Raw genomic sequence first — 17,108 nt, forward strand, 5'->3', positions numbered from 1 at the left:
ATGAAAGCACTAATTTTATCTGGTGGTAAAGGTACGAGGTTACGTCCCCTAACTTATACTGGTGCAAAACAGTTAGTTCCCGTGGCCAATAAACCGATTTTATGGTATGGAATCGAATCAATTGTGGCCGCAGGAATTACCGATATTGGCATTATTATCAGTCCCGAAACTGGAGAAGAAATTCGTCAGACTACGGGCAGTGGTGAACAGTTTGGGGCTAAGATAACTTATATTCGCCAAGATCAACCGGCGGGATTAGCCCACGCGGTCAAAACTGCCCAATCTTTCCTAGGAGATTCCCCCTTTATTATGTACTTGGGTGATAACCTAATCGAGGATAATTTATCGCCCTTTTTAGACTCTTTTCACCAACAGTCCCTTGATGCTTTAATTCTCCTGCGAAAAGTGTCTAATCCTAGCGCTTTTGGGGTGGCTAAAGTAGATGAAACTGGCAAAGTTTTATACCTAGTCGAAAAACCCCAAGAACCCCCCTCAAATTTAGCTTTGGTGGGGATTTATTTTTTTGCCCCCACCATTCACCAAGCGATCGCATCTATTCAACCTTCGGCCCGGGGTGAGTTAGAAATTACTGACGCTATCCAAGAATTAATCAATCAAAATAAAGCAGTAGAAGCCAATAAACTGCTAGGTTGGTGGTTAGATACGGGTAAAAAAGATGATTTATTAGAAGCAAATCGGATTATCCTTGATACCTCTCTAGAAATTGCTTTACAGGGAGAAATTGATCCTAATAGTCAGGTGATCGGACGGGTACAAATTGGTCAGGGTAGTAAAATCATTAATAGTACCATTCGCGGTCCTGTCATTATCGGAGAAAATTGTCACATTGAGAATTGTTTTATCGGTCCCTATAGCAGTATAGCTAATGGCACAAAATTAATTGATGCCGACATAGAACACAGTGTTATTCTCAAAGATGCCCAGATTATTGGCATTCATCAGCGCATAGTTGATAGTGTTATCGGACGACGGGCAAAACTAGAAATCGCCCCCCAACGTCCGAAAGCTTTACGCTTTATGATTGGGGATGATTCCCATGTGGAATTAGTCTAGTTATCAGGGATTAACTGATCCTTATAATTAATACCAGAGGATCGAGAATTTCCCTAGCTAATTCCGCGGCGGTTCCCTGGTTTTTCTGACAAAGATTGACATAGTTAGGAGAAAAAAGCTCACCTAACTATGTTATAATCAAGGGTCTGACCTATTTTACCGTTCTAGAACTATGACGCAACAGTATCGCATTACCCTACTACCCGGCGATGGCATCGGGCCGGAAATCCTCGCTGTCACCGTAGAGATACTGAAAGTCATCGGTAAAAAATTTGACCTCCAGTTTGACTTCCAAACCGCTTTAATTGGAGGGGCAGCCATTGATGAAACCGGCAGTCCTCTCCCAGAAGCAACCCTTAGCGCCTGTAAAAATAGTGATGCTGTTCTCTTGGCCGCTATCGGGGGTTATAAATGGGATAATTTGCCCCGGCAGCAAAGGCCAGAAACGGGATTATTAGGCTTAAGATCTGGTTTAGGTCTTTTTGCTAATTTACGTCCTGCCACCATTTTTCCGCAATTAATCGACGCTTCTAGTCTCAAACGGGAGATTATCGAGGGAGTGAATATCATGGTGGTCCGGGAATTGACCGGGGGTGTCTATTTCGGTCAACCGAAGGGGATTTTTGAGACGGAAACGGGAGAAAAATGCGGTGTAAATACCATGGTTTACTTGGAGTCGGAGGTGGACCGCATCGCTAAGGTGGCCTTTGAAATTGCCCAAAAACGAGGCAAGAAACTCTGTTCCGTCGATAAAGCCAATGTTCTTGATGTTTCCCAACTCTGGCGCGACCGGATGACGAAAATGGCCGCTAATTATCCCGATGTGGAACTTTCCCATCTCTACGTCGATAACGCAGCCATGCAGTTAGTCCGGGCCCCCAAACAATTTGATACTATCGTCACGGGCAATTTATTCGGTGATATTCTCTCCGATGAAGCGGCCATGTTAACTGGTAGTATCGGAATGTTACCCTCCGCTAGTTTAGGGACTGCTGGGGTGGGAGTTTTTGAACCCGTCCACGGTTCAGCCCCGGATATCGCTGGCCAAGATAAGGCCAATCCGATCGCCCAGATTCTCAGCGCTGCTATGATGTTAAAATATGGGCTAAATCAGCCTTTAGCGGCAGTATCGCTGGAAAAAGCCGTAGAAAAAGTCTTAGATATCGGTTATCGTACTGGAGATATTTTCTCGGAAGGTATGACCTTGGTGGGATGCCAAGGGATGGGCCAGGCTATCCTGAAAGTTTTAGAATTCTAACAAAAGTGACAAATTCGGAAATCGTCGTATAACATTGATTTGATAAATATGTCAATTTAATCGTGGGGAGACGAGTTATATGGTAGCCCTATCCGAGAAAACAGAACAACAGCGTGTCGATATGGAAATCCCAATTTTGTTAGATCCTACTGTCTTACGGGCAGCCAGACGCATTTATCGCATCTACTGTACCCTCAATAGCCGAGTTAGTAAACGTCCTTTCGGTGTCGCAATTAACCGCGACAATCATCGCGGCCAATTGATTTTTAACAATAAACCGATTCTTCTCCCCGGAGAATGTTTCGTACCGATTAAGCAAATCGAATCGGAAGCCTATTAATTTTTGTGAAGATTTGCCCTAAATATCTTGCCAAACGTCAGCTAATACCCACTGGCGTAATTTTTTTGTCTAATATAGAAAGATGTTCGGGAATAATCTTAACTCTACCCTAATCCAAGACCTCGATCGCCTAGAAAATCGTCTTCGGGAAATTCCCCTCGAACCGGGGGTGTACTTCCTGCGCGACCAAAATGGCGAAATTCTCTACATTGGTAAATCCAAAAAACTCCGGTCTAGAGTCCGTTCCTATTTTCGTCCCAGTCAACCCCTCAGTCCCCGCATTGCTTTAATGGTGCGACAGGTGACGGAAATTGAATTTATCGTCACCGACACAGAAGCAGAATCTTTGGCCCTGGAAGCTAATCTAATTAAACAACATCAGCCCCATTTTAATACTCTCCTCAAGGACGATAAAAAATATCCATACATTTGTATTACTTGGTCGGAAACCTACCCGCGCATTTTTATCACCCGCAAACGTAGGATAAATAACCAAAAAGACCGTTATTATGGTCCCTACGTCGATACTAGGCTGCTTCGCCACACTTTACACCTAATTAAACGCACTTTTCCCCTGCGTCAACGTCCCCAACCTCTTTTTAAAGACCGTCCCTGTTTAAATTATGATATCGGTCGTTGTCCGGGGGTTTGTCAAAAATTAATTAGTCCCCAAGATTATCGGGAAACCTTGCAGAAAGTGGCGATGATTTTTCAGGGAAGAACGGGGGAATTATTAGACAAATTAGCGACAAAGATGCTAGAAGCGTCGGAAAACCTAGATTTTGAAAAAGCGGCCACGATTAGGGATCAAATTCGCGGATTACAGGCCCTTAATACCGATCAAAAAGTCTCTTTATCCGATGATACCGTATCCCGGGACGCGATCGCTTTAGCTAAGGACGAGCAGCATTGTTGCATACAATTATTTCAAATGCGTTCCGGTCGTTTGGTGGCACGTTTGGGATTTTTTGCCGATAGTCAGTCAGCAAACGAGGGAGAAATCCTGCAAAAAGTCCTAGAAGAACATTATTTATCGGTAGAAGGGGTGGAAATTCCCAGCGAAATCCTGTTACCTTGCGAATTACCGGAAGGTGAGGTGTTAGCGGGGTGGTTAAGGGAAAAAAAGGGTCGCAAAGTCGAGTTAACTGTCCCCCAACGGCAAAGTAAAGCGGATTTATTAGCTATGGTCGAGAAAAACGCTCTTTATGAGTTAGAAAAGACGAAAAGAAGCGCCGACCGGGATTTACAGTCTTTGCAGGATTTAGCGGTAATTCTCGATTTACCGGCACTGCCGCACCGAATTGAGGGTTATGATATTTCTCATATTCAGGGTTCCCATGCGGTGGCATCGTCAGTGGTGTTTATCGATGGGGTGGCCGCTAATCAACATTATCGTCACTATAAAATCAAAAATCCCGAGGTTCAAATCGGCCATTCCGATGATTTTGCCAGTTTAGCAGAAGTAATTCGGCGGCGTTTCCGTCGTTATGCCGAAAATCACGATAATATTGCCGAAAGTGATGATTTTCCCGATTTGGTCATGATTGATGGGGGAAAAGGACAATTATCGGCCGTGGTGGCAGTTTTAGGGGAGATGAATTTATTAGAACAGGTAAAAGTTGTTAGTTTAGCTAAACAGAGAGAGGAGATTTTTTTACCGGGGGAATCCTCTCCTTTAGAGACAGATAAGGAACAACCCGGAGTGCAATTATTGCGTCGAGTCAGGGATGAAGCGCACCGCTTTGCTGTTAGCTTTCACCGACAACAAAGGATGCAAAAAAGTCGCCGTTCCCGTCTTGATGAGATACCGGGGTTAGGTTTTAAGCGACAAAAAGAGTTATTAGCTCATTTTCATTCTCTGGATTATATTCGCGAAGCTTCCCTAGAACAATTGCAACAGGTGACAGGAATTGGGGAACAATTAGCTAAGGAAATTTATAATTATTTTCATCCTAGGTAGGGATAACCTGTTGAAGAATATCTAAGGCTTGACGGGGGGTTATGATGAGAATATCTTCAATAAAACTCTATGTTCTACAAGCGATCGCACTACAACTGAAAACCTAGACTAACGCGGAGTAACTTCACTCAACGCTTCTTGCAGCACTTCATCACTTACACCATGACGCTTCAAACTAGCAACGAGAGCAGAAATTGTATCTCCCTCTAGACGCTCCAAATCCGCACGCAGCCCTTGTCCAATGTAAGCACGGATCAAAGGTTGATAACCTGAGAAACCAAGCAACGGTGCAACCCGCTTTAAATCTTCAATCACATCTTCGGGAATACGAATCGTGATTGTAGTCATAGGGCGATTTCTCTCCAGCCGTTTTTTTAATGCCTCAACTTTCATAATACTCACGTTCCTTGCGTGTGGCTTTGCGAGCCGAAATGATCCGAATGATGTCGTTTTCACGCTCAATATAGACGACGTACAGGAGATTCCACCGTCTATCTAACCCAATGACCGCATCTCGTGCCTGATCATTGCGACTTGCATCAACAACAACCAGCAGTGGATCGAAGAAGACTTCTGCTGCTTGCTGAAACGTAATACCGTCATGGTTGATCGGGTTAATCCTAGATTTCTCGTTATTCCAAACAAAAGTAATGCCACTGAGGACAAAATAGACATCCATACTTGTAGTATAGGCGGTATGTATTTACATTGTCAATACTTTATTAACACACCCTACGAGAGCAGCAATTATTATAGGTTGGGTTGACGCAAGGAAAAACACCCTACGAGGCTCTAGGCTTATTGACAGATAAAAATCAATTCAGGGTGATTTTATGCTAATCTGCAACTTACCGACTTATAATAAAAATGTTCTTGCCAAAGAAGTTGTAGCTAACTGCTTAACTGAATCTGCTAGGATGCTATTACAGAATAGAAGACTACATCTATTAATTACTGAGGCAGAACTAAGTTTAACCGCTCTTTTTTCACCACTTCTATCGCTTTGTGTCCAAAAAATTAGGCGTTTTCGGTTTACCATAGTCAAAGTGTGCTTTCTAGGCTAATGACTTTGACTAAAACCCCCGTGATCAGAAACCGTCGTTTTTCCCCGCGCAATCTCTTTGAGACTTGCATGGCTCTATTGGTGTTATGTAATTATATTCTGGTTATTTTCGATTTAACCTATATTCCCCTGCGAGATTTTTGGTTACAGGGACGCTTGCAAATAACCTTATTAAGATTTAATGAACCAATAAAAATCGGGCCGATTGCCTTTCAAGAATTACAAATACCTCCCAATCAACCCCTAGAAATTCCCTTTGTTAGAGGAATCGCTAATTATGATGTGGTGAAAGGAATTAAACCCTATCGCAGTACCAGTGAATATTTAGATACGGTTAATAAACTTAATCAGCTAATTAATCAAAAGCTCTTTAAACCAGAGTTTAATCTGCAAGAATATCGCCAAGAAATCGAGAAAGTTTTAGATAACTTGCGCCAAAAAAGTGTCAATATGGTCGATAATAATCCCTTTGCCTCGGCGGAGAAAACTGGGACTTTAGAGAAGATTAAAAATAAAATGCGTTTGCGGGTTTTTAAAACAGAAAATGTTTCTGCAAAAGCAGCCTTTCAGAAGTTTTGGACTTGGGATTATCTCATTCAAAATGGCTGGGAAAAAGAGTTGAAGTTTTTTAATCAAGAAATTCAACCTTTAATAGAAACTAATTATTTTCGTCCCCTGGGAGAAGATGGGAGACCGATAGATAACTTTGAGGCGATCGATTTTTTCTTTGGTACCATCTTTTTCTGGGAATTTATGCTAAGAACTTGGTGGATTGCTCGCACTCATAAAGGTCTGCGTTGGCGCGAGGCTATGTTATGGCGATGGTACGATATTTTTCTGTTTATTCCTATCTGGAGATGGTTGCGATTTATTCCTACCGTTATTCGCCTAGATCAAGTTAAAATTATTAACTTAAGGTTGATTAAAGAACAGGCAGTTAAAGGCTTAGTTGCGCTAATTTCTAAAGATATTACTGAGATAATTGTCCTGAGAATTATTAATAAAATTCAGGAATATATTCGACGAGGACAAGTGGAGAAACTTCTCGATCGATCCCTTAATGGTGGATATAATAATCTCAATGATACTAATGAAGTTATCGAAATTTTTCGGTTAGTAGTTAATAGCACCGTTGACAAGGTTTTACCGCAAGTTAAACCAGAAGCAGAAGCTTTAATTAAATACAATATCGAGAAAATTCTCAGTCAAACTCCCGCTTATCAAAACTTATTGCGATTACCCGGAATGAAAGGGTTAAAAACTGACTTGAGCAATCGCTTATCTAGTCAATTGTATCAATCCTTTGTTAACATAGCGGAAAAGATTATCGAAGAAGACGAAGTTTTTGAGCGTTTATTGCAGCAATTAGTCCAGCGTTTTGGGCAATCTCTCGCTGGGGAATTACAATCCCGTCACAGTTTAGAAAGAATCGAGATGCTATTAATTATCTTCCTAGAAGAAGTCAAATTAAACTATGTACAAGAATTCTCAGATGAAGACTTAGAAACTATCCTCGAACAAACTCGCTTACTCCACTCTCAAAGTGCAGAAATTAGTCCAGGAGAAACCATGAATCCCCGTCGTCTTCCCTAAAAATTAGTGATCATTGATTAGGTAATATTGCTTGACCTTTTGATCACTTTTATACTAAAGTATCCGATGAACTACCATTACTCAATTAACCTAATTATCTACTCCCATGTTAACAAAAATCATTCTCTGTTTACTTTGGTTAGGCTTCGGATTATACGCTTTTTTACTAGCACCCCCCGACCAACCAGATACAATGAATTTAATTATCAATCTTTCCACTGGCAAATGGCAAGACATCAACCCGTTAATTATTGCCCTTTTTAACCTGATGGGAGTTTGGCCACTTATCTACACGAGCCTTTTAATTATCGATGGTCGTGACCAAAAAATCATCGCTTGGCCCTTTGCTTTTGCATCCTTTGCTGTGGGTGCTTTCGCTATTTTACCCTATCTAACCCTCCGTCAACCCAACAGCAATTTTACTGGTAAAAAAAATCTGGTCATTAAACTCTTAGACTCACCTTGGTTGGGAGTAACTGCCCTAATTACTGCGGCAATTTTAATCGCTTACGGATTAATTAACGGCAATTGGTCTGATTTTTGGTATCAGTGGCAAACTAGCCGTTTTATTCATGTTATGAGTTTAGATTTCTGTCTTTTAACCCTATTATGTCCAATTTTGCTGCAAGATGATCTAACCCGACGGGGATTTAAAAATCCTTTCCTGTTGCCAGTAATTTCCATTTTGCCTCTAATCGGTCCGGCAATTTATTTAATTATTCGTCCTCGCTTAGGAGAGAATTAAGGGTAAATTTCCTTGGGTAAACTCAGCCTAGTTATCAGCCATTTTTAACCATTTCTTGACAAGAGAAGTTCATATTTAACAGAAATTATGCTGAGGTTCCCCTAAAATATGGGGAAAGAGATTAATGTCCAGATTAGAAGGAGTGTTTAACCTTGTTAGAGAGTCAAAAACCACCTCGGATTTACTGCTTTCAAGCTGATTATATTGCCTCCCAACAATTTAACCCCCAAGAGATTCCCGCTTGGTTATCCTTAGAGGTAAACTGGCAGGGTTATAGAATTCATACCCTACCCTGGGTAGCAGACGTAGCTAGGGTATTAGGATTATTAGCGATCGAAGATACTCCCCAAGGGTGGCAAGATTATTTAGAAAGCTTGGGATTAGCCAAAATTAGGTTAATGGACAGCGAGGAGTTTTTTGAGGATAAATCTTTATCGGGATGTTAGAAATGCCCTATAATTGGCAATTTAGTGATGATTCTACCAGTCAATTTATGCCCTATAAACTACTCTTCGTCTGTTTAGGAAATATCTGTCGTTCTCCCGCTGCCGAGAATATCATGACTTATCTGATTGAACAAGAAGGATTAGGCAATAAAATCCTCTGTGATTCTGCGGGGACTGCCGGTTATCATATCGGTTCTCCTCCTGATTCTCGCATGAATACGGCCGCCAAAAAACGCGGTATTCTTCTGCAAGGGACAGCTAGACAATTTACCCGCGAAGATTTCGAGAATTTTGATCTAATCCTAGCCATGGATAAAGCCAATTATCAAGATATTTTATCCCTAGATCGGACAGGAAAATATCAAAAAAAGGTCAAGTTAATGTGTGACTATGCTCGTTATCACCCAGAAAAAGAAGTTCCCGATCCCTACTACGGTGGTCGTGAAGGTTTTGACCGTGTAATCGAGCTACTTTTAGACTCCTGTGGCAGTCTTTTGGAGGAAGTAAAACGCAAAATTTAAGTTTTTTCTTCCAGTTAATCAATTAATCTATGTTCGAGGGAAAAACGAACCAATTCGGCGCGATTGTTAGTAGTTGTTTTTCTGAGTAAACTGCTAACATATTTCTCGATCGTGCGAGAGCTAAGATGCAGTTTCTGCCCAATTTCACTGTTAGAAAGTCCCCGTGCTAAATGTTCTAACACTTCCCGCTCGCGATTAGTTAACTTAAAATCGTCCTGTAAAGAAGAAGTTAAAACATCCCTAGTTTTGGGGCTTTCTTCTGGTTTTAATTTCTGATATTGACGTTCACTTTGCACCATTTGCGATCGCTCTAAAAGATTGCGAATAACTGCTTTTAACTCCTCCATCTCAAAAGGTTTAGGAAGATAGATATCACAACCCACTTGATAACCGCGGATTCTTTCCTCTGTTGACCCTCTTTCGGTTAAAAAAATTACTGGTAATAACCTAAATTCTGGCTGTTGCCGCACCTTAGTCACCAAAGAATAACCGTCTAAATGCGGCATTTTGATATCCGATACCAAAAGATGGGGATGATAGGTATCCAATAAAGTCAAAGCTTCCACACCATTACTCGCCGCTACCACACTATAACCTGCTAATTCTAAATAGTCTTTGACCGCTAGGCGGATACCAGGGTCATCATCGGCAATTAGAATCAAAAGAGGCATAGAAATTAACAGGACAAGGTTTTTTCGTTATTAATAGCCTAGCACCCTCCGCTCATCACAATTGTCCATCAAGCTACAGAGGCCGTTTTAACTGATATTATACTAGCAGTTAGCAATCAGTCTTTTCAGTGATCAGTAATCAGTTATAAGTTATCAGATGTGAGTTTTCAGCTTTTTTCTACCCATCTCCCCACTCCCCCACTCCCTCACTCCCCCAACCCCTTTTTTACTTTTTACTTAAGATGACAGATTATTTGGTTTCCTTGACAATTTGGGCGGGTATTTACGCGATTTTTGCCCTCGGTTTAAATCTACAATGGGGATTTACTGGCTTAATTAACTTTGGTCACGTTGCTTTTGCCACTTTAGGGGCTTATGCAACGGTTTTATTGACTTTACAGGGTGTACCGATGATTTTTGCCGCCATTGTCGGGGCGATACTAGGGGCATTGTTGGGATTGGCAATCGGTTTTTCCACCCTGAGATTAAGATCTGATTATCTAGCGATTGTCACCATCGGGGTGTCTGAGTTAATTCGTTTGCTGGTGCTTAACGAGGATTGGTTAACGAAAGGCAGTTTCGGACTACAACGTTATCCCCTACCTTTGGATATAAATCCCAGTTTTCCCGTCAAATTATTAATTATTGCCCTGTTTACCCTGCTTGCTATCTTTGCTCTCTGGCAATTGGGGCGCAATCTGCAACGACAATGGCGCGAAGCGGGGCAAATTAGCGGTAAAAGCTATCAACCGACGCAAAAGAGGGCTTTAATCTTTTGGGGGTCGTTAGGGGCGATAATACTGCTTTTTCTGTATATAAACGGTGTAATTGCCTTGAATGACTATAATTACAAAGCTGGGCTGATGGTGGTAGTTTTAGTCCTCCTCGCTCTCGTTTATACTGGTTTAGAATTACTTTTGCGATCGCCTTGGGGACGCATCCTCAAAGCTATCCGCGAAGATGAAGAAATTCCCCGGGCCTTGGGAAAAAATGTCTTTTGGTATAAGTTACAATCTTTGATGTTAGGCGGTGCGATCGCTGGTTTAGCCGGGGCTTTTTTAGCATGGCAATTAACCACTATTTACCCGACTAATTTTGAGCCATTATTGACTTTTAACGCTTGGATTATTATCATTCTCGGTGGCTCTGGTAGCAATGCCGGCACCTTACTAGGATCAATAATTTTCTGGGCCTACGATTCCCTGACTCGTTTTATTCTACCCCAATTAGATATTTTTAATGATAGCCAATTAGGGGCTTTACGGATTATGATTATCGGTCTGCTGCTCATGGTTTTAATGATCTGGCGCCCCCAGGGTATCCTCGGCAAAAAAGAGGAGTTAACTTTGGGAAAATAATTTCAGTTATCAGTTATCAGTTCATCGATTACTGTTCACTGTTTACTGTTAACTGAAAACACTTGCCACTTCATAATTCATAATTCATAATTTATATATGTTACTTTCTGCCAAAGGATTATCGAAAAGTTTTGGAGGCATTCGCGCCGTCAATAATGCTTATTTGGACGTGCCGCAGGGCAGCATCACGGGGTTAATTGGGCCAAATGGAGCCGGCAAAACTACACTTTTTAACCTTTTATCTAATTTTATTCGCCCAGATAAAGGAGAAGTTTTTCTTGATGGTCAGCCTATTCATCAACTGCCTCCCTATCAAATTGCCCTAAAAGGATGTGTGAGAACTTTTCAAGTCGCCAGGGTATTATCCCGATTAACGGTGTTAGAAAATATGCTCTTAGCTAGTCCTGGACAAACGGGAGAAAATTTTCTGAAAGTCTGGTTTCAGGGGGCAAAAATTCGCCAACAGGAACAGGAAAATCGTGCCAAAGCTTTGGAAATATTAGATTTGATCGGTCTAGGGGAGAAAGCGCAGGATTATGCGGGGGCTTTATCGGGAGGACAGCGTAAATTATTAGAGATTGGCCGAGCGCTAATGACTGAGCCAAAATTAATTTTATTAGATGAACCGGCCGCCGGAGTTAATCCCACTTTAATCGCTCAAATCAGCGACCATATTATCGAATGGAATCGTCAGGGAATTACCTTTTTAATTATCGAGCATAATATGGATGTGATTATGTCCCTTTGTCACCACGTTTGGGTATTAGCAGAAGGGACAAATTTAGCCGATGGCATTCCCAGCGAAATCCAAAAAAACGAGCGGGTTTTAAAGGCTTATTTAGGAGACTAAAGCTAATTTTTGCACCTGTTCAACAAAGTTAGCCAGAATTTTTAAGCCATTAGTCGAGGATTTTTCCGGGTGAAACTGCACCGCCACCAAACGCTCACGAGCGATCGCTGCTGTCACCGTTTGACTGCCGTGGGTGACGGTGGCAGCAGTTAGATGACTATCAAGGGGATCGACATAATAGGAATGGACAAAATAGACGTGAGGATGCGGGGGTAATCCCTGCCAAAGAGCATGATCCGGCTGGGTGAAGTTTAATTGATTCCAACCCATGTGGGGAATGGTAATGCCAGGTTCCGAGCGAAAACGGCGCACTGTCCCCGGAATAACCCCTAAACCCGCCTCTTGACCTTCCTCTGATGAGTCAAAAAGAATTTGTAAACCGAGACAGATACCGAGAAAGGGTTTACCATTAGCGATCGCAACTTTGATCGGTTTTTCGAGATGACGGCTGCGAATTTGCCGGACAGCAGGATCAAAAGAACCGACTCCGGGTAAAACAATAGCGTCAGCTTTTTCTAGATCTAGGGGAGAATCGGTAATTTTCGGCACTGCACCCACGGTTTCCAGTCCTTTACAGGCAGAGTGCAGATTTCCCATGTCATAATCGATGACAGCGATTAAGGTCATTGCTATATACTGATCAGGCGATGACCTTATTTTAGAGCAATCACGCTGCTAGATTAGGTCTTGACTCAAAAGTTGTTAAATGGGATTTGAACCTGCAACCGGCTGATTTGTAATCAGCTATACATAATCGCTCAAACCCTTTTCCCACAACCAACAGAGGCTATCTCAATTCTTTTCTCAAATACCAACAGTCTCTAGGTAATCGATCGAAGTCTTGTTATTCTTATAACTGGTAGGTTTCGAGATTTTTCTAGGCTCGCGGCTTAACCCAATCAACCGATAACCGATAACCGATAGAGGGGGGCAGAATGGGAGAATGGCTAGATTTTACCGATGAGGTGGTCACTGTTAATGGCAAAGGTGAGGAAATTAAACGGGAAAAAGTCACTAATCGAGGTTATAAATATTTTTTAAGCAAAAAAACCTTTTTAGAGATGATTTCTATCCCTGGCGGTCAATACCTCATCGGTGCGCCCAAAAGCGAGTTAGGCTGGAAATCGAGTCAAAGTCCCCAATCTCCGGTTAATATTCAGGCTTTTTGTCTGAGTCGCTACCCAATTACCCAACGACAATGGCGCGAGGTGGCAAAATTAGAACCGGTAAATATTGAACTTAATCCCTATCCGGCCCATTTTGAAGGTTACGATCGCCCCGTAGAACAAATTAACTGGTGGGAAGCGGTGGAATTTTGCGATCGCCTATCTCGTCTCACGGGACTGAATTATCGTTTACCCGCAGAAAAAGAATGGGAATACGCTTGTCGGGGAGGAACATCCACCCCCTTCCACTTTGGCCCGACAATTTCCACTGATTTAGCCAACTATTCTGGGGTGGACTGGGATTATGGCGGGAAAGTGTGCAGTTATGGTCGTTATGGGGAAGGTTCCCTCGGATGCGATCGCAGGGAAACCACACCAGTGGGAATGTTTGCCGTCGCTAACCCTTTCGGACTGTACGACCTACACGGAAATGTCAGGGAATGGTGTGCAGATTACTGGCGCGATAACTACCAAACGGCCACAATAGAAGATAAAGACAGACGAGTTTTACGCGGCGGTTCCTGGAATGATGGCCCTAACAAATGTCGCTCGGCCTACCGAGTCAAATTTCTGGCTGCTGCCGGACTCTATGATATTGGTTTTCGTGTCGTTAGCGATAATTCTCCTTAAATCTGAAAGCCGATCACTGATTACCAGTGACAGGGAGGTGAAAAAATTGAAAATAGAACTACCCCAGCAAATAATCAGCGAATTTTGTCAGAAATGGCAGATATCTGAAATGTGTTTATTCGGATCGGTTTTACGGGAAGATTTTCGTCCAGACAGCGATATTGATATACTGGTCAGTTTCCAAGATAGTGTTTCTTGGGGACTTCTGGAGTTTTCGAGGATGAAACGGGAATTAGAGAATTTATTGGGACGGAAAGTTGATTTGCTAACGAAAAAATCGATCGAGCAGAGTCATAATTGGATTCGTCAACGATAGATTTTAGGGACAGCACAAGGGATTTATGTGGCGGGATAAGGCTTTTTTACTAGATATTGTCCGAGCAGGTCAATTAGCTCGATAATTTGCCGAGCAACCAGCAAAATTTGCAGGTGTTGGTCAGACAATTTTTGAAAATGTACCGCTCCTCGATCGAGAGTTAGAATTGATTTTAGAGACAATAAAGGTGATTTAATCAAATGATTGCTAACTTTGACTATAACTATCTTTCCCCAGAAGATTATTTAGCAAGGGAGAGAATAGCTAAAAATAAACACGAATACATTCGCGGTCAAACCTACGCCATGGCTGGTGCGAGTAAAGCCCACGGTATGATTATTATCAACTTAGCCACACTTTTAAAAAACCGGCTGCGGGGTAGTGGTTGTCTTGTCTATGCCACAGATATGAAAGTTCGTCTAGAAATAGCTAATAGTTATTTTTATCCCGATCTTGTAGTCACTTGCGACTCGCGAGATAATCAGTCTTTCTCAGAAGATTTTATCCGTTATCCGCGCTTGATTGTAGAAGTATTATCCCCCACTACTGCTGCCTTTGACCGGGGCGATAAATTTGCCGACTATCGTTCCCTTGAAACTTTAGAAGAATATGTTCTTATCAGTCAAGAACGCATCGGTGTAGATTGTTTTCGTCGCAATGACGAAGGATTCTGGGTTCTTTATCCCTACAGCAAAGGAGCAGATATTTATCTAGCTAGTATCGATGTTCACTGTGCGATCGAATCTTTATACGAAGATATAACAGAAATCTGTTAAAAAATCAGATAAGTTTTTTTCTATGTACTATTTACTTTTTACTTGATTAATGCTTGCTATTCTCTCCGCTATTGTTCCAGTGGGTTTTATCATCCTCATCGGTGTGATAGCAGGAAAAATTCTCACTGTGGAAGTGCATTCCCTTTCCCAAATCACGGTATATATTCTTGCCCCCGCTTTGGTGATTGATGGACTCTATCACACCACTTTATCCGGCAGCAATATCGGTTTAATTCTCCTAGGCTTTGCCCTTATTTCACTGGTAATGGTGATTGTCGTCGAAATTATCGCCTATTGTCTCAGTCTCGATGCCGATACCCGCAAAAGCCTCATGGCTGCCGCCGTGATGCCCAATAACGGTAATATGGGTTTACCAGTGGCTAGTTTTGCCCTGGGTGCGGCCGGACTGGAAAGAGCGATAATCTATATGATTGGCTCTAGTATTCTTTTATTTGGTATTAGTCCCGCTTATTTGCGAGGAAAAAGCTTTCTCTCAGGATTTCGCTTAGTTTTTCAATTGCCCTTAATCTGGTCAATTTTTATCGGCATTGGCTTTCAAACTTTCCCTTTTCATCTTCCCCTGCAATTAGATAAAAGTGTTAGCTATCTAGGACAAGCGGCAATTCCTTTGGCTTTAATTATCCTAGGTATCCAATTATCTCAGCAAAAATTAGCGATCGGTAAATTAGAATTATTAGGGACTGGTTTGCGTCTTTTAGTCGCTCCTCTTTTGGCATTTGCCATCGGCAATAGTTTAGGATTAACCGGTATGGATATAAAAATTCTCATCCTACAAAGTGCCATGCCCACCGCCGTTAATACTGTCATTTTAGTCACAGAATTCGGTGGTTCAGCCGCTTTAATGGCCCGCACAGTTGTTGTCACTACCCTTGCTAGTTTTCTGACTATTCCTTTCTTTCTTTGGGTATTAAAAGTCTATTTATAAGTAGGGTTTGCTGAAAAAGTTTGTTGGTGGGGTTAGGAGTCAGGAGTCAGTATTCAGGAGGCAGGAGGCAGTAGGCAGTATTCTTCCCACTTCCCACTTCCCACTTCCCAATTTATAATTCATAATTCATAATTTAACCTTTGACTCACCCCAGCAATGGCAGCCAAGAGAAACCAAACAATAGTATTAATCTTGACATCGGAGAGGGTGACATCGACGAGATTAAATAAAACACAAGAGCCAAAGGCCACCAGATAGGTAAAGATAATTAACTCACCCCCGGCTTTTTGTTGCCGCAGAAAGATAAATAAACGCCACCCTTGGGCATAAATCCAACCCACCCAAACAGACAATAAAATTAAGCCGATAATTCCCGTTTCTGCCATTAACATCAAATATAAATTATGGGGATGACCTAACCATAATCCCTGACTTTTTTCGTAGAGAGGTGTAAAACTGCGTAATCCCCAACCCAATAGAGGTCTTTCTTGGGTCATTTCTAGAGTAAAACGCCATTGAGTTGATCTGAGAGTAGCTAGAGGGCGATCGGGGAACATTTCATCGGATAATCGCGCCCAAATCGCCCTAGGAACCAAGAAACGCAAACTATCCCTCAAAGGATTTGGCCCCCAAGAAGCAAGAGAAATCACCCCCCCCAAGAGGACAAAACAGGCGACTAAGGCATTCCAACCCAGATAAAGGGCAAAAATTAGGCAACCTAAAAAGGCTAAGGCCCAAGCATTGCGAGAATTGCTTAAAAATAGCCCTACACTGTCGATAAATATAGTTAAAGTTAAAAACCCGATTTTGAGATTTAAATTCCGATTTCTTTGTCTGTGCCACTGCCGCCAAGTTAGAATTAATAAACCGATCGCTAAAATCAGAGTTATGAGTAAATAAGCCCCCAAAAGATTAGCATACATAAAAACCGAAGACATTCGCCCCAAAGGTTCACCCCCCGCTCCGTAGGGCCAGGTAAAAATCCCTTTTAATGCTTCCGGTTTTTGCCAACCGAGAAAAATTTGTCCCCATCCCATCACCACTACCCAAACTGAGGGGATAACCATCACCCAAGCTAGTTGACGCAATTGAGAGGGTTTTTTAATTAATTGTCTGATATTGCTAAAAAAGAAGAAAAAAGGTAGGAAATTTCCCAAACCAATCCAAGCATCCCCCGGAGTTGGGGAAAGACTGGCACTACACATCAGCCAAAAAGTGACGATACCGAGACCTTGATTGAGACGTGACCGAATAATTGCCCGAAAATTGCCGATAAAAACCCTAATTAAGACGATAATAATGCCGATACCCGCCAACTCCGGCAGCATCATGGCGATAAAAACTGAAAAAAGTATTAAATTCCACTCCCACCCTTGACAAAAAATCTTTTTCATG

20 protein-coding genes are annotated in these 17,108 nt (G+C 42.0%); 14 read left to right on the plus strand and 6 right to left on the minus strand.

Annotated features, from left to right (window positions below; translation table 11 throughout):
* The 4 genes from MiAbW_RS11165 (at nt 1) to uvrC (ending at nt 4,632) form a co-directional block, all read left to right on the plus strand.
* Entirely contained in the window at nt 1-1,074 is a 1,074-nt protein-coding gene (locus tag MiAbW_RS11165; protein ID WP_151696180.1) for a glucose-1-phosphate thymidylyltransferase, read from the plus strand.
* Between the two features lie 172 nt (nt 1,075-1,246).
* Nucleotides 1,247-2,332, plus strand: a complete 1,086-nt coding sequence (gene leuB / locus MiAbW_RS11170) for a 3-isopropylmalate dehydrogenase (protein ID WP_151696181.1) — start codon at nt 1,247-1,249, stop codon at nt 2,330-2,332.
* Between the two features lie 79 nt (nt 2,333-2,411).
* Nucleotides 2,412-2,672 (plus strand): hypothetical protein, encoded by a 261-nt coding sequence (locus MiAbW_RS11175; RefSeq protein ID WP_002734814.1) that lies wholly within the window; start codon nt 2,412-2,414, stop codon nt 2,670-2,672.
* An 82-nt stretch (nt 2,673-2,754) separates the two neighbouring features.
* Complete coding sequence (gene uvrC / locus MiAbW_RS11180) at nt 2,755-4,632, plus strand: excinuclease ABC subunit UvrC (protein ID WP_151696182.1); 1,878 nt, start codon at nt 2,755-2,757, stop codon at nt 4,630-4,632.
* A gap of 108 nt (nt 4,633-4,740) precedes the next feature.
* Here the strand turns inward: uvrC and MiAbW_RS11190 are convergent, their stop codons facing one another.
* Together MiAbW_RS11190 and MiAbW_RS11195 are read right to left on the minus strand one after the other, a co-directional pair.
* Nucleotides 4,741-5,025: a hypothetical protein gene (locus MiAbW_RS11190; RefSeq protein ID WP_151696183.1), complete on the minus strand. Its 285-nt coding sequence runs from the start codon at nt 5,023-5,025 to the stop codon at nt 4,741-4,743.
* Nucleotides 5,015-5,311 carry a BrnT family toxin gene (locus MiAbW_RS11195; RefSeq protein WP_151696184.1) on the minus strand — a complete coding sequence of 99 codons (297 nt, stop codon included), beginning with the start codon at nt 5,309-5,311 and terminating at the stop codon, nt 5,015-5,017. The genes MiAbW_RS11190 and MiAbW_RS11195 overlap by 11 nt, the downstream gene beginning before the upstream one ends.
* Before the next feature lie 384 nt (nt 5,312-5,695).
* Here MiAbW_RS11195 and MiAbW_RS11205 point away from each other — a divergent pair, with 384 nt between their 5' ends.
* The 4 genes from MiAbW_RS11205 (at nt 5,696) to MiAbW_RS11220 (ending at nt 9,000) form a co-directional block, all read left to right on the plus strand.
* Nucleotides 5,696-7,288 carry a hypothetical protein gene (locus MiAbW_RS11205; protein ID WP_151696186.1) on the plus strand — a complete coding sequence of 531 codons (1,593 nt, stop codon included), beginning with the start codon at nt 5,696-5,698 and terminating at the stop codon, nt 7,286-7,288.
* Between the two features lie 106 nt (nt 7,289-7,394).
* The gene (locus tag MiAbW_RS11210; RefSeq protein ID WP_151696187.1) at nt 7,395-8,033 is read left to right on the plus strand and encodes a DUF2834 domain-containing protein; all 639 of its coding nucleotides are present in this window, start codon (nt 7,395-7,397) and stop codon (nt 8,031-8,033) included.
* 152 nt (nt 8,034-8,185) lie between these two features.
* Nucleotides 8,186-8,479 (plus strand): hypothetical protein, encoded by a 294-nt coding sequence (locus tag MiAbW_RS11215; protein ID WP_149985702.1) that lies wholly within the window; start codon nt 8,186-8,188, stop codon nt 8,477-8,479.
* Nucleotides 8,480-8,481: 2 nt separating this feature from the next.
* The gene (locus MiAbW_RS11220) at nt 8,482-9,000 is read left to right on the plus strand and encodes a low molecular weight protein-tyrosine-phosphatase (RefSeq protein WP_151696225.1); all 519 of its coding nucleotides are present in this window, start codon (nt 8,482-8,484) and stop codon (nt 8,998-9,000) included.
* A 14-nt stretch (nt 9,001-9,014) separates the two neighbouring features.
* On the opposite strand, the gene MiAbW_RS11225 is transcribed toward MiAbW_RS11220, so the two are convergent.
* A complete protein-coding gene (locus MiAbW_RS11225) occupies nt 9,015-9,671 on the minus strand; it encodes a response regulator transcription factor (RefSeq protein ID WP_151696188.1) in 657 nt (218 codons plus the stop codon).
* 242 nt (nt 9,672-9,913) lie between these two features.
* Here MiAbW_RS11225 and MiAbW_RS11230 point away from each other — a divergent pair, with 242 nt between their 5' ends.
* Nucleotides 9,914-11,029: a branched-chain amino acid ABC transporter permease gene (locus MiAbW_RS11230; protein ID WP_151696189.1), complete on the plus strand. Its 1,116-nt coding sequence runs from the start codon at nt 9,914-9,916 to the stop codon at nt 11,027-11,029.
* Between the two features lie 97 nt (nt 11,030-11,126).
* Nucleotides 11,127-11,879: an ABC transporter ATP-binding protein gene (locus tag MiAbW_RS11235; protein WP_151696190.1), complete on the plus strand. Its 753-nt coding sequence runs from the start codon at nt 11,127-11,129 to the stop codon at nt 11,877-11,879.
* Here MiAbW_RS11235 and hisH read toward each other — a convergent pair.
* Nucleotides 11,868-12,506, minus strand: coding sequence for an imidazole glycerol phosphate synthase subunit HisH (gene hisH / locus MiAbW_RS11240; RefSeq protein ID WP_151696191.1), 639 nt, complete (start codon nt 12,504-12,506; stop codon nt 11,868-11,870). The genes MiAbW_RS11235 and hisH overlap by 12 nt on opposite strands.
* A 308-nt stretch (nt 12,507-12,814) precedes the next feature.
* Between hisH and MiAbW_RS11245 the strand changes: the two genes are divergently transcribed.
* Both MiAbW_RS11245 and MiAbW_RS11250 read left to right on the plus strand, forming a co-directional pair.
* Nucleotides 12,815-13,675, plus strand: a complete 861-nt coding sequence (locus MiAbW_RS11245) for a formylglycine-generating enzyme family protein (protein ID WP_151696192.1) — start codon at nt 12,815-12,817, stop codon at nt 13,673-13,675.
* Nucleotides 13,635-13,991 (plus strand): nucleotidyltransferase family protein, encoded by a 357-nt coding sequence (locus MiAbW_RS11250; protein WP_151696193.1) that lies wholly within the window; start codon nt 13,635-13,637, stop codon nt 13,989-13,991. Before MiAbW_RS11245 ends, MiAbW_RS11250 begins: the two co-directional genes overlap by 41 nt.
* A 23-nt stretch (nt 13,992-14,014) precedes the next feature.
* On the opposite strand, the gene MiAbW_RS19590 is transcribed toward MiAbW_RS11250, so the two are convergent.
* Nucleotides 14,015-14,173 (minus strand): hypothetical protein, encoded by a 159-nt coding sequence (locus MiAbW_RS19590; RefSeq protein ID WP_172967365.1) that lies wholly within the window; start codon nt 14,171-14,173, stop codon nt 14,015-14,017.
* Between the two features lie 18 nt (nt 14,174-14,191).
* On the opposite strand from MiAbW_RS19590, the gene MiAbW_RS11255 reads away from it, so the two are divergent.
* Nucleotides 14,192-14,767: a Uma2 family endonuclease gene (locus MiAbW_RS11255; RefSeq protein ID WP_151696194.1), complete on the plus strand. Its 576-nt coding sequence runs from the start codon at nt 14,192-14,194 to the stop codon at nt 14,765-14,767.
* Nucleotides 14,768-14,816: 49 nt separating this feature from the next.
* On the plus strand, nt 14,817-15,713 hold the full coding sequence (locus MiAbW_RS11260) for an AEC family transporter (protein WP_151696195.1): 897 nt from the start codon (nt 14,817-14,819) through the stop codon (nt 15,711-15,713).
* A 119-nt stretch (nt 15,714-15,832) separates the two neighbouring features.
* Here MiAbW_RS11260 and MiAbW_RS11265 read toward each other — a convergent pair whose 3' ends face one another.
* Nucleotides 15,833-17,107, minus strand: a complete 1,275-nt coding sequence (locus MiAbW_RS11265) for an O-antigen ligase family protein (protein ID WP_151696196.1) — start codon at nt 17,105-17,107, stop codon at nt 15,833-15,835.
* Nucleotide 17,108: the final 1 nt, after the last annotated feature.

The organism is Microcystis aeruginosa NIES-4325, from assembly GCF_008974145.1.
Classification (GTDB): Bacteria; Cyanobacteriota; Cyanobacteriia; order Cyanobacteriales; family Microcystaceae; genus Microcystis; species Microcystis aeruginosa_G.

Coding starts and splice junctions, on each gene's coding strand:
- MiAbW_RS11210 (WP_151696187.1), top strand. CDS start 7,395: ATGTTAACAAAAATCATTCTCTGTTTACTTTGGTTAGGCTTCGGATTA.
- MiAbW_RS11220 (WP_151696225.1), top strand. CDS start 8,482: ATGCCCTATAATTGGCAATTTAGTGATGATTCTACCAGTCAATTTATG.
- MiAbW_RS11205 (WP_151696186.1), top strand. CDS start 5,696: ATGACTTTGACTAAAACCCCCGTGATCAGAAACCGTCGTTTTTCCCCG.
- hisH (WP_151696191.1), bottom strand. CDS start 12,506: ATGACCTTAATCGCTGTCATCGATTATGACATGGGAAATCTGCACTCT.
- MiAbW_RS11230 (WP_151696189.1), top strand. CDS start 9,914: ATGACAGATTATTTGGTTTCCTTGACAATTTGGGCGGGTATTTACGCG.
- MiAbW_RS11190 (WP_151696183.1), bottom strand. CDS start 5,025: ATGAAAGTTGAGGCATTAAAAAAACGGCTGGAGAGAAATCGCCCTATG.
- MiAbW_RS11265 (WP_151696196.1), bottom strand. CDS start 17,107: ATGAAAAAGATTTTTTGTCAAGGGTGGGAGTGGAATTTAATACTTTTT.
- MiAbW_RS11175 (WP_002734814.1), top strand. CDS start 2,412: ATGGTAGCCCTATCCGAGAAAACAGAACAACAGCGTGTCGATATGGAA.
- MiAbW_RS11195 (WP_151696184.1), bottom strand. CDS start 5,311: ATGGATGTCTATTTTGTCCTCAGTGGCATTACTTTTGTTTGGAATAAC.
- MiAbW_RS11260 (WP_151696195.1), top strand. CDS start 14,817: ATGCTTGCTATTCTCTCCGCTATTGTTCCAGTGGGTTTTATCATCCTC.
- MiAbW_RS11255 (WP_151696194.1), top strand. CDS start 14,192: ATGATTGCTAACTTTGACTATAACTATCTTTCCCCAGAAGATTATTTA.
- leuB (WP_151696181.1), top strand. CDS start 1,247: ATGACGCAACAGTATCGCATTACCCTACTACCCGGCGATGGCATCGGG.
- MiAbW_RS11225 (WP_151696188.1), bottom strand. CDS start 9,671: ATGCCTCTTTTGATTCTAATTGCCGATGATGACCCTGGTATCCGCCTA.
- MiAbW_RS11245 (WP_151696192.1), top strand. CDS start 12,815: ATGGGAGAATGGCTAGATTTTACCGATGAGGTGGTCACTGTTAATGGC.
- uvrC (WP_151696182.1), top strand. CDS start 2,755: ATGTTCGGGAATAATCTTAACTCTACCCTAATCCAAGACCTCGATCGC.
- MiAbW_RS11235 (WP_151696190.1), top strand. CDS start 11,127: ATGTTACTTTCTGCCAAAGGATTATCGAAAAGTTTTGGAGGCATTCGC.
- MiAbW_RS11250 (WP_151696193.1), top strand. CDS start 13,635: ATGATATTGGTTTTCGTGTCGTTAGCGATAATTCTCCTTAAATCTGAA.
- MiAbW_RS11165 (WP_151696180.1), top strand. CDS start 1: ATGAAAGCACTAATTTTATCTGGTGGTAAAGGTACGAGGTTACGTCCC.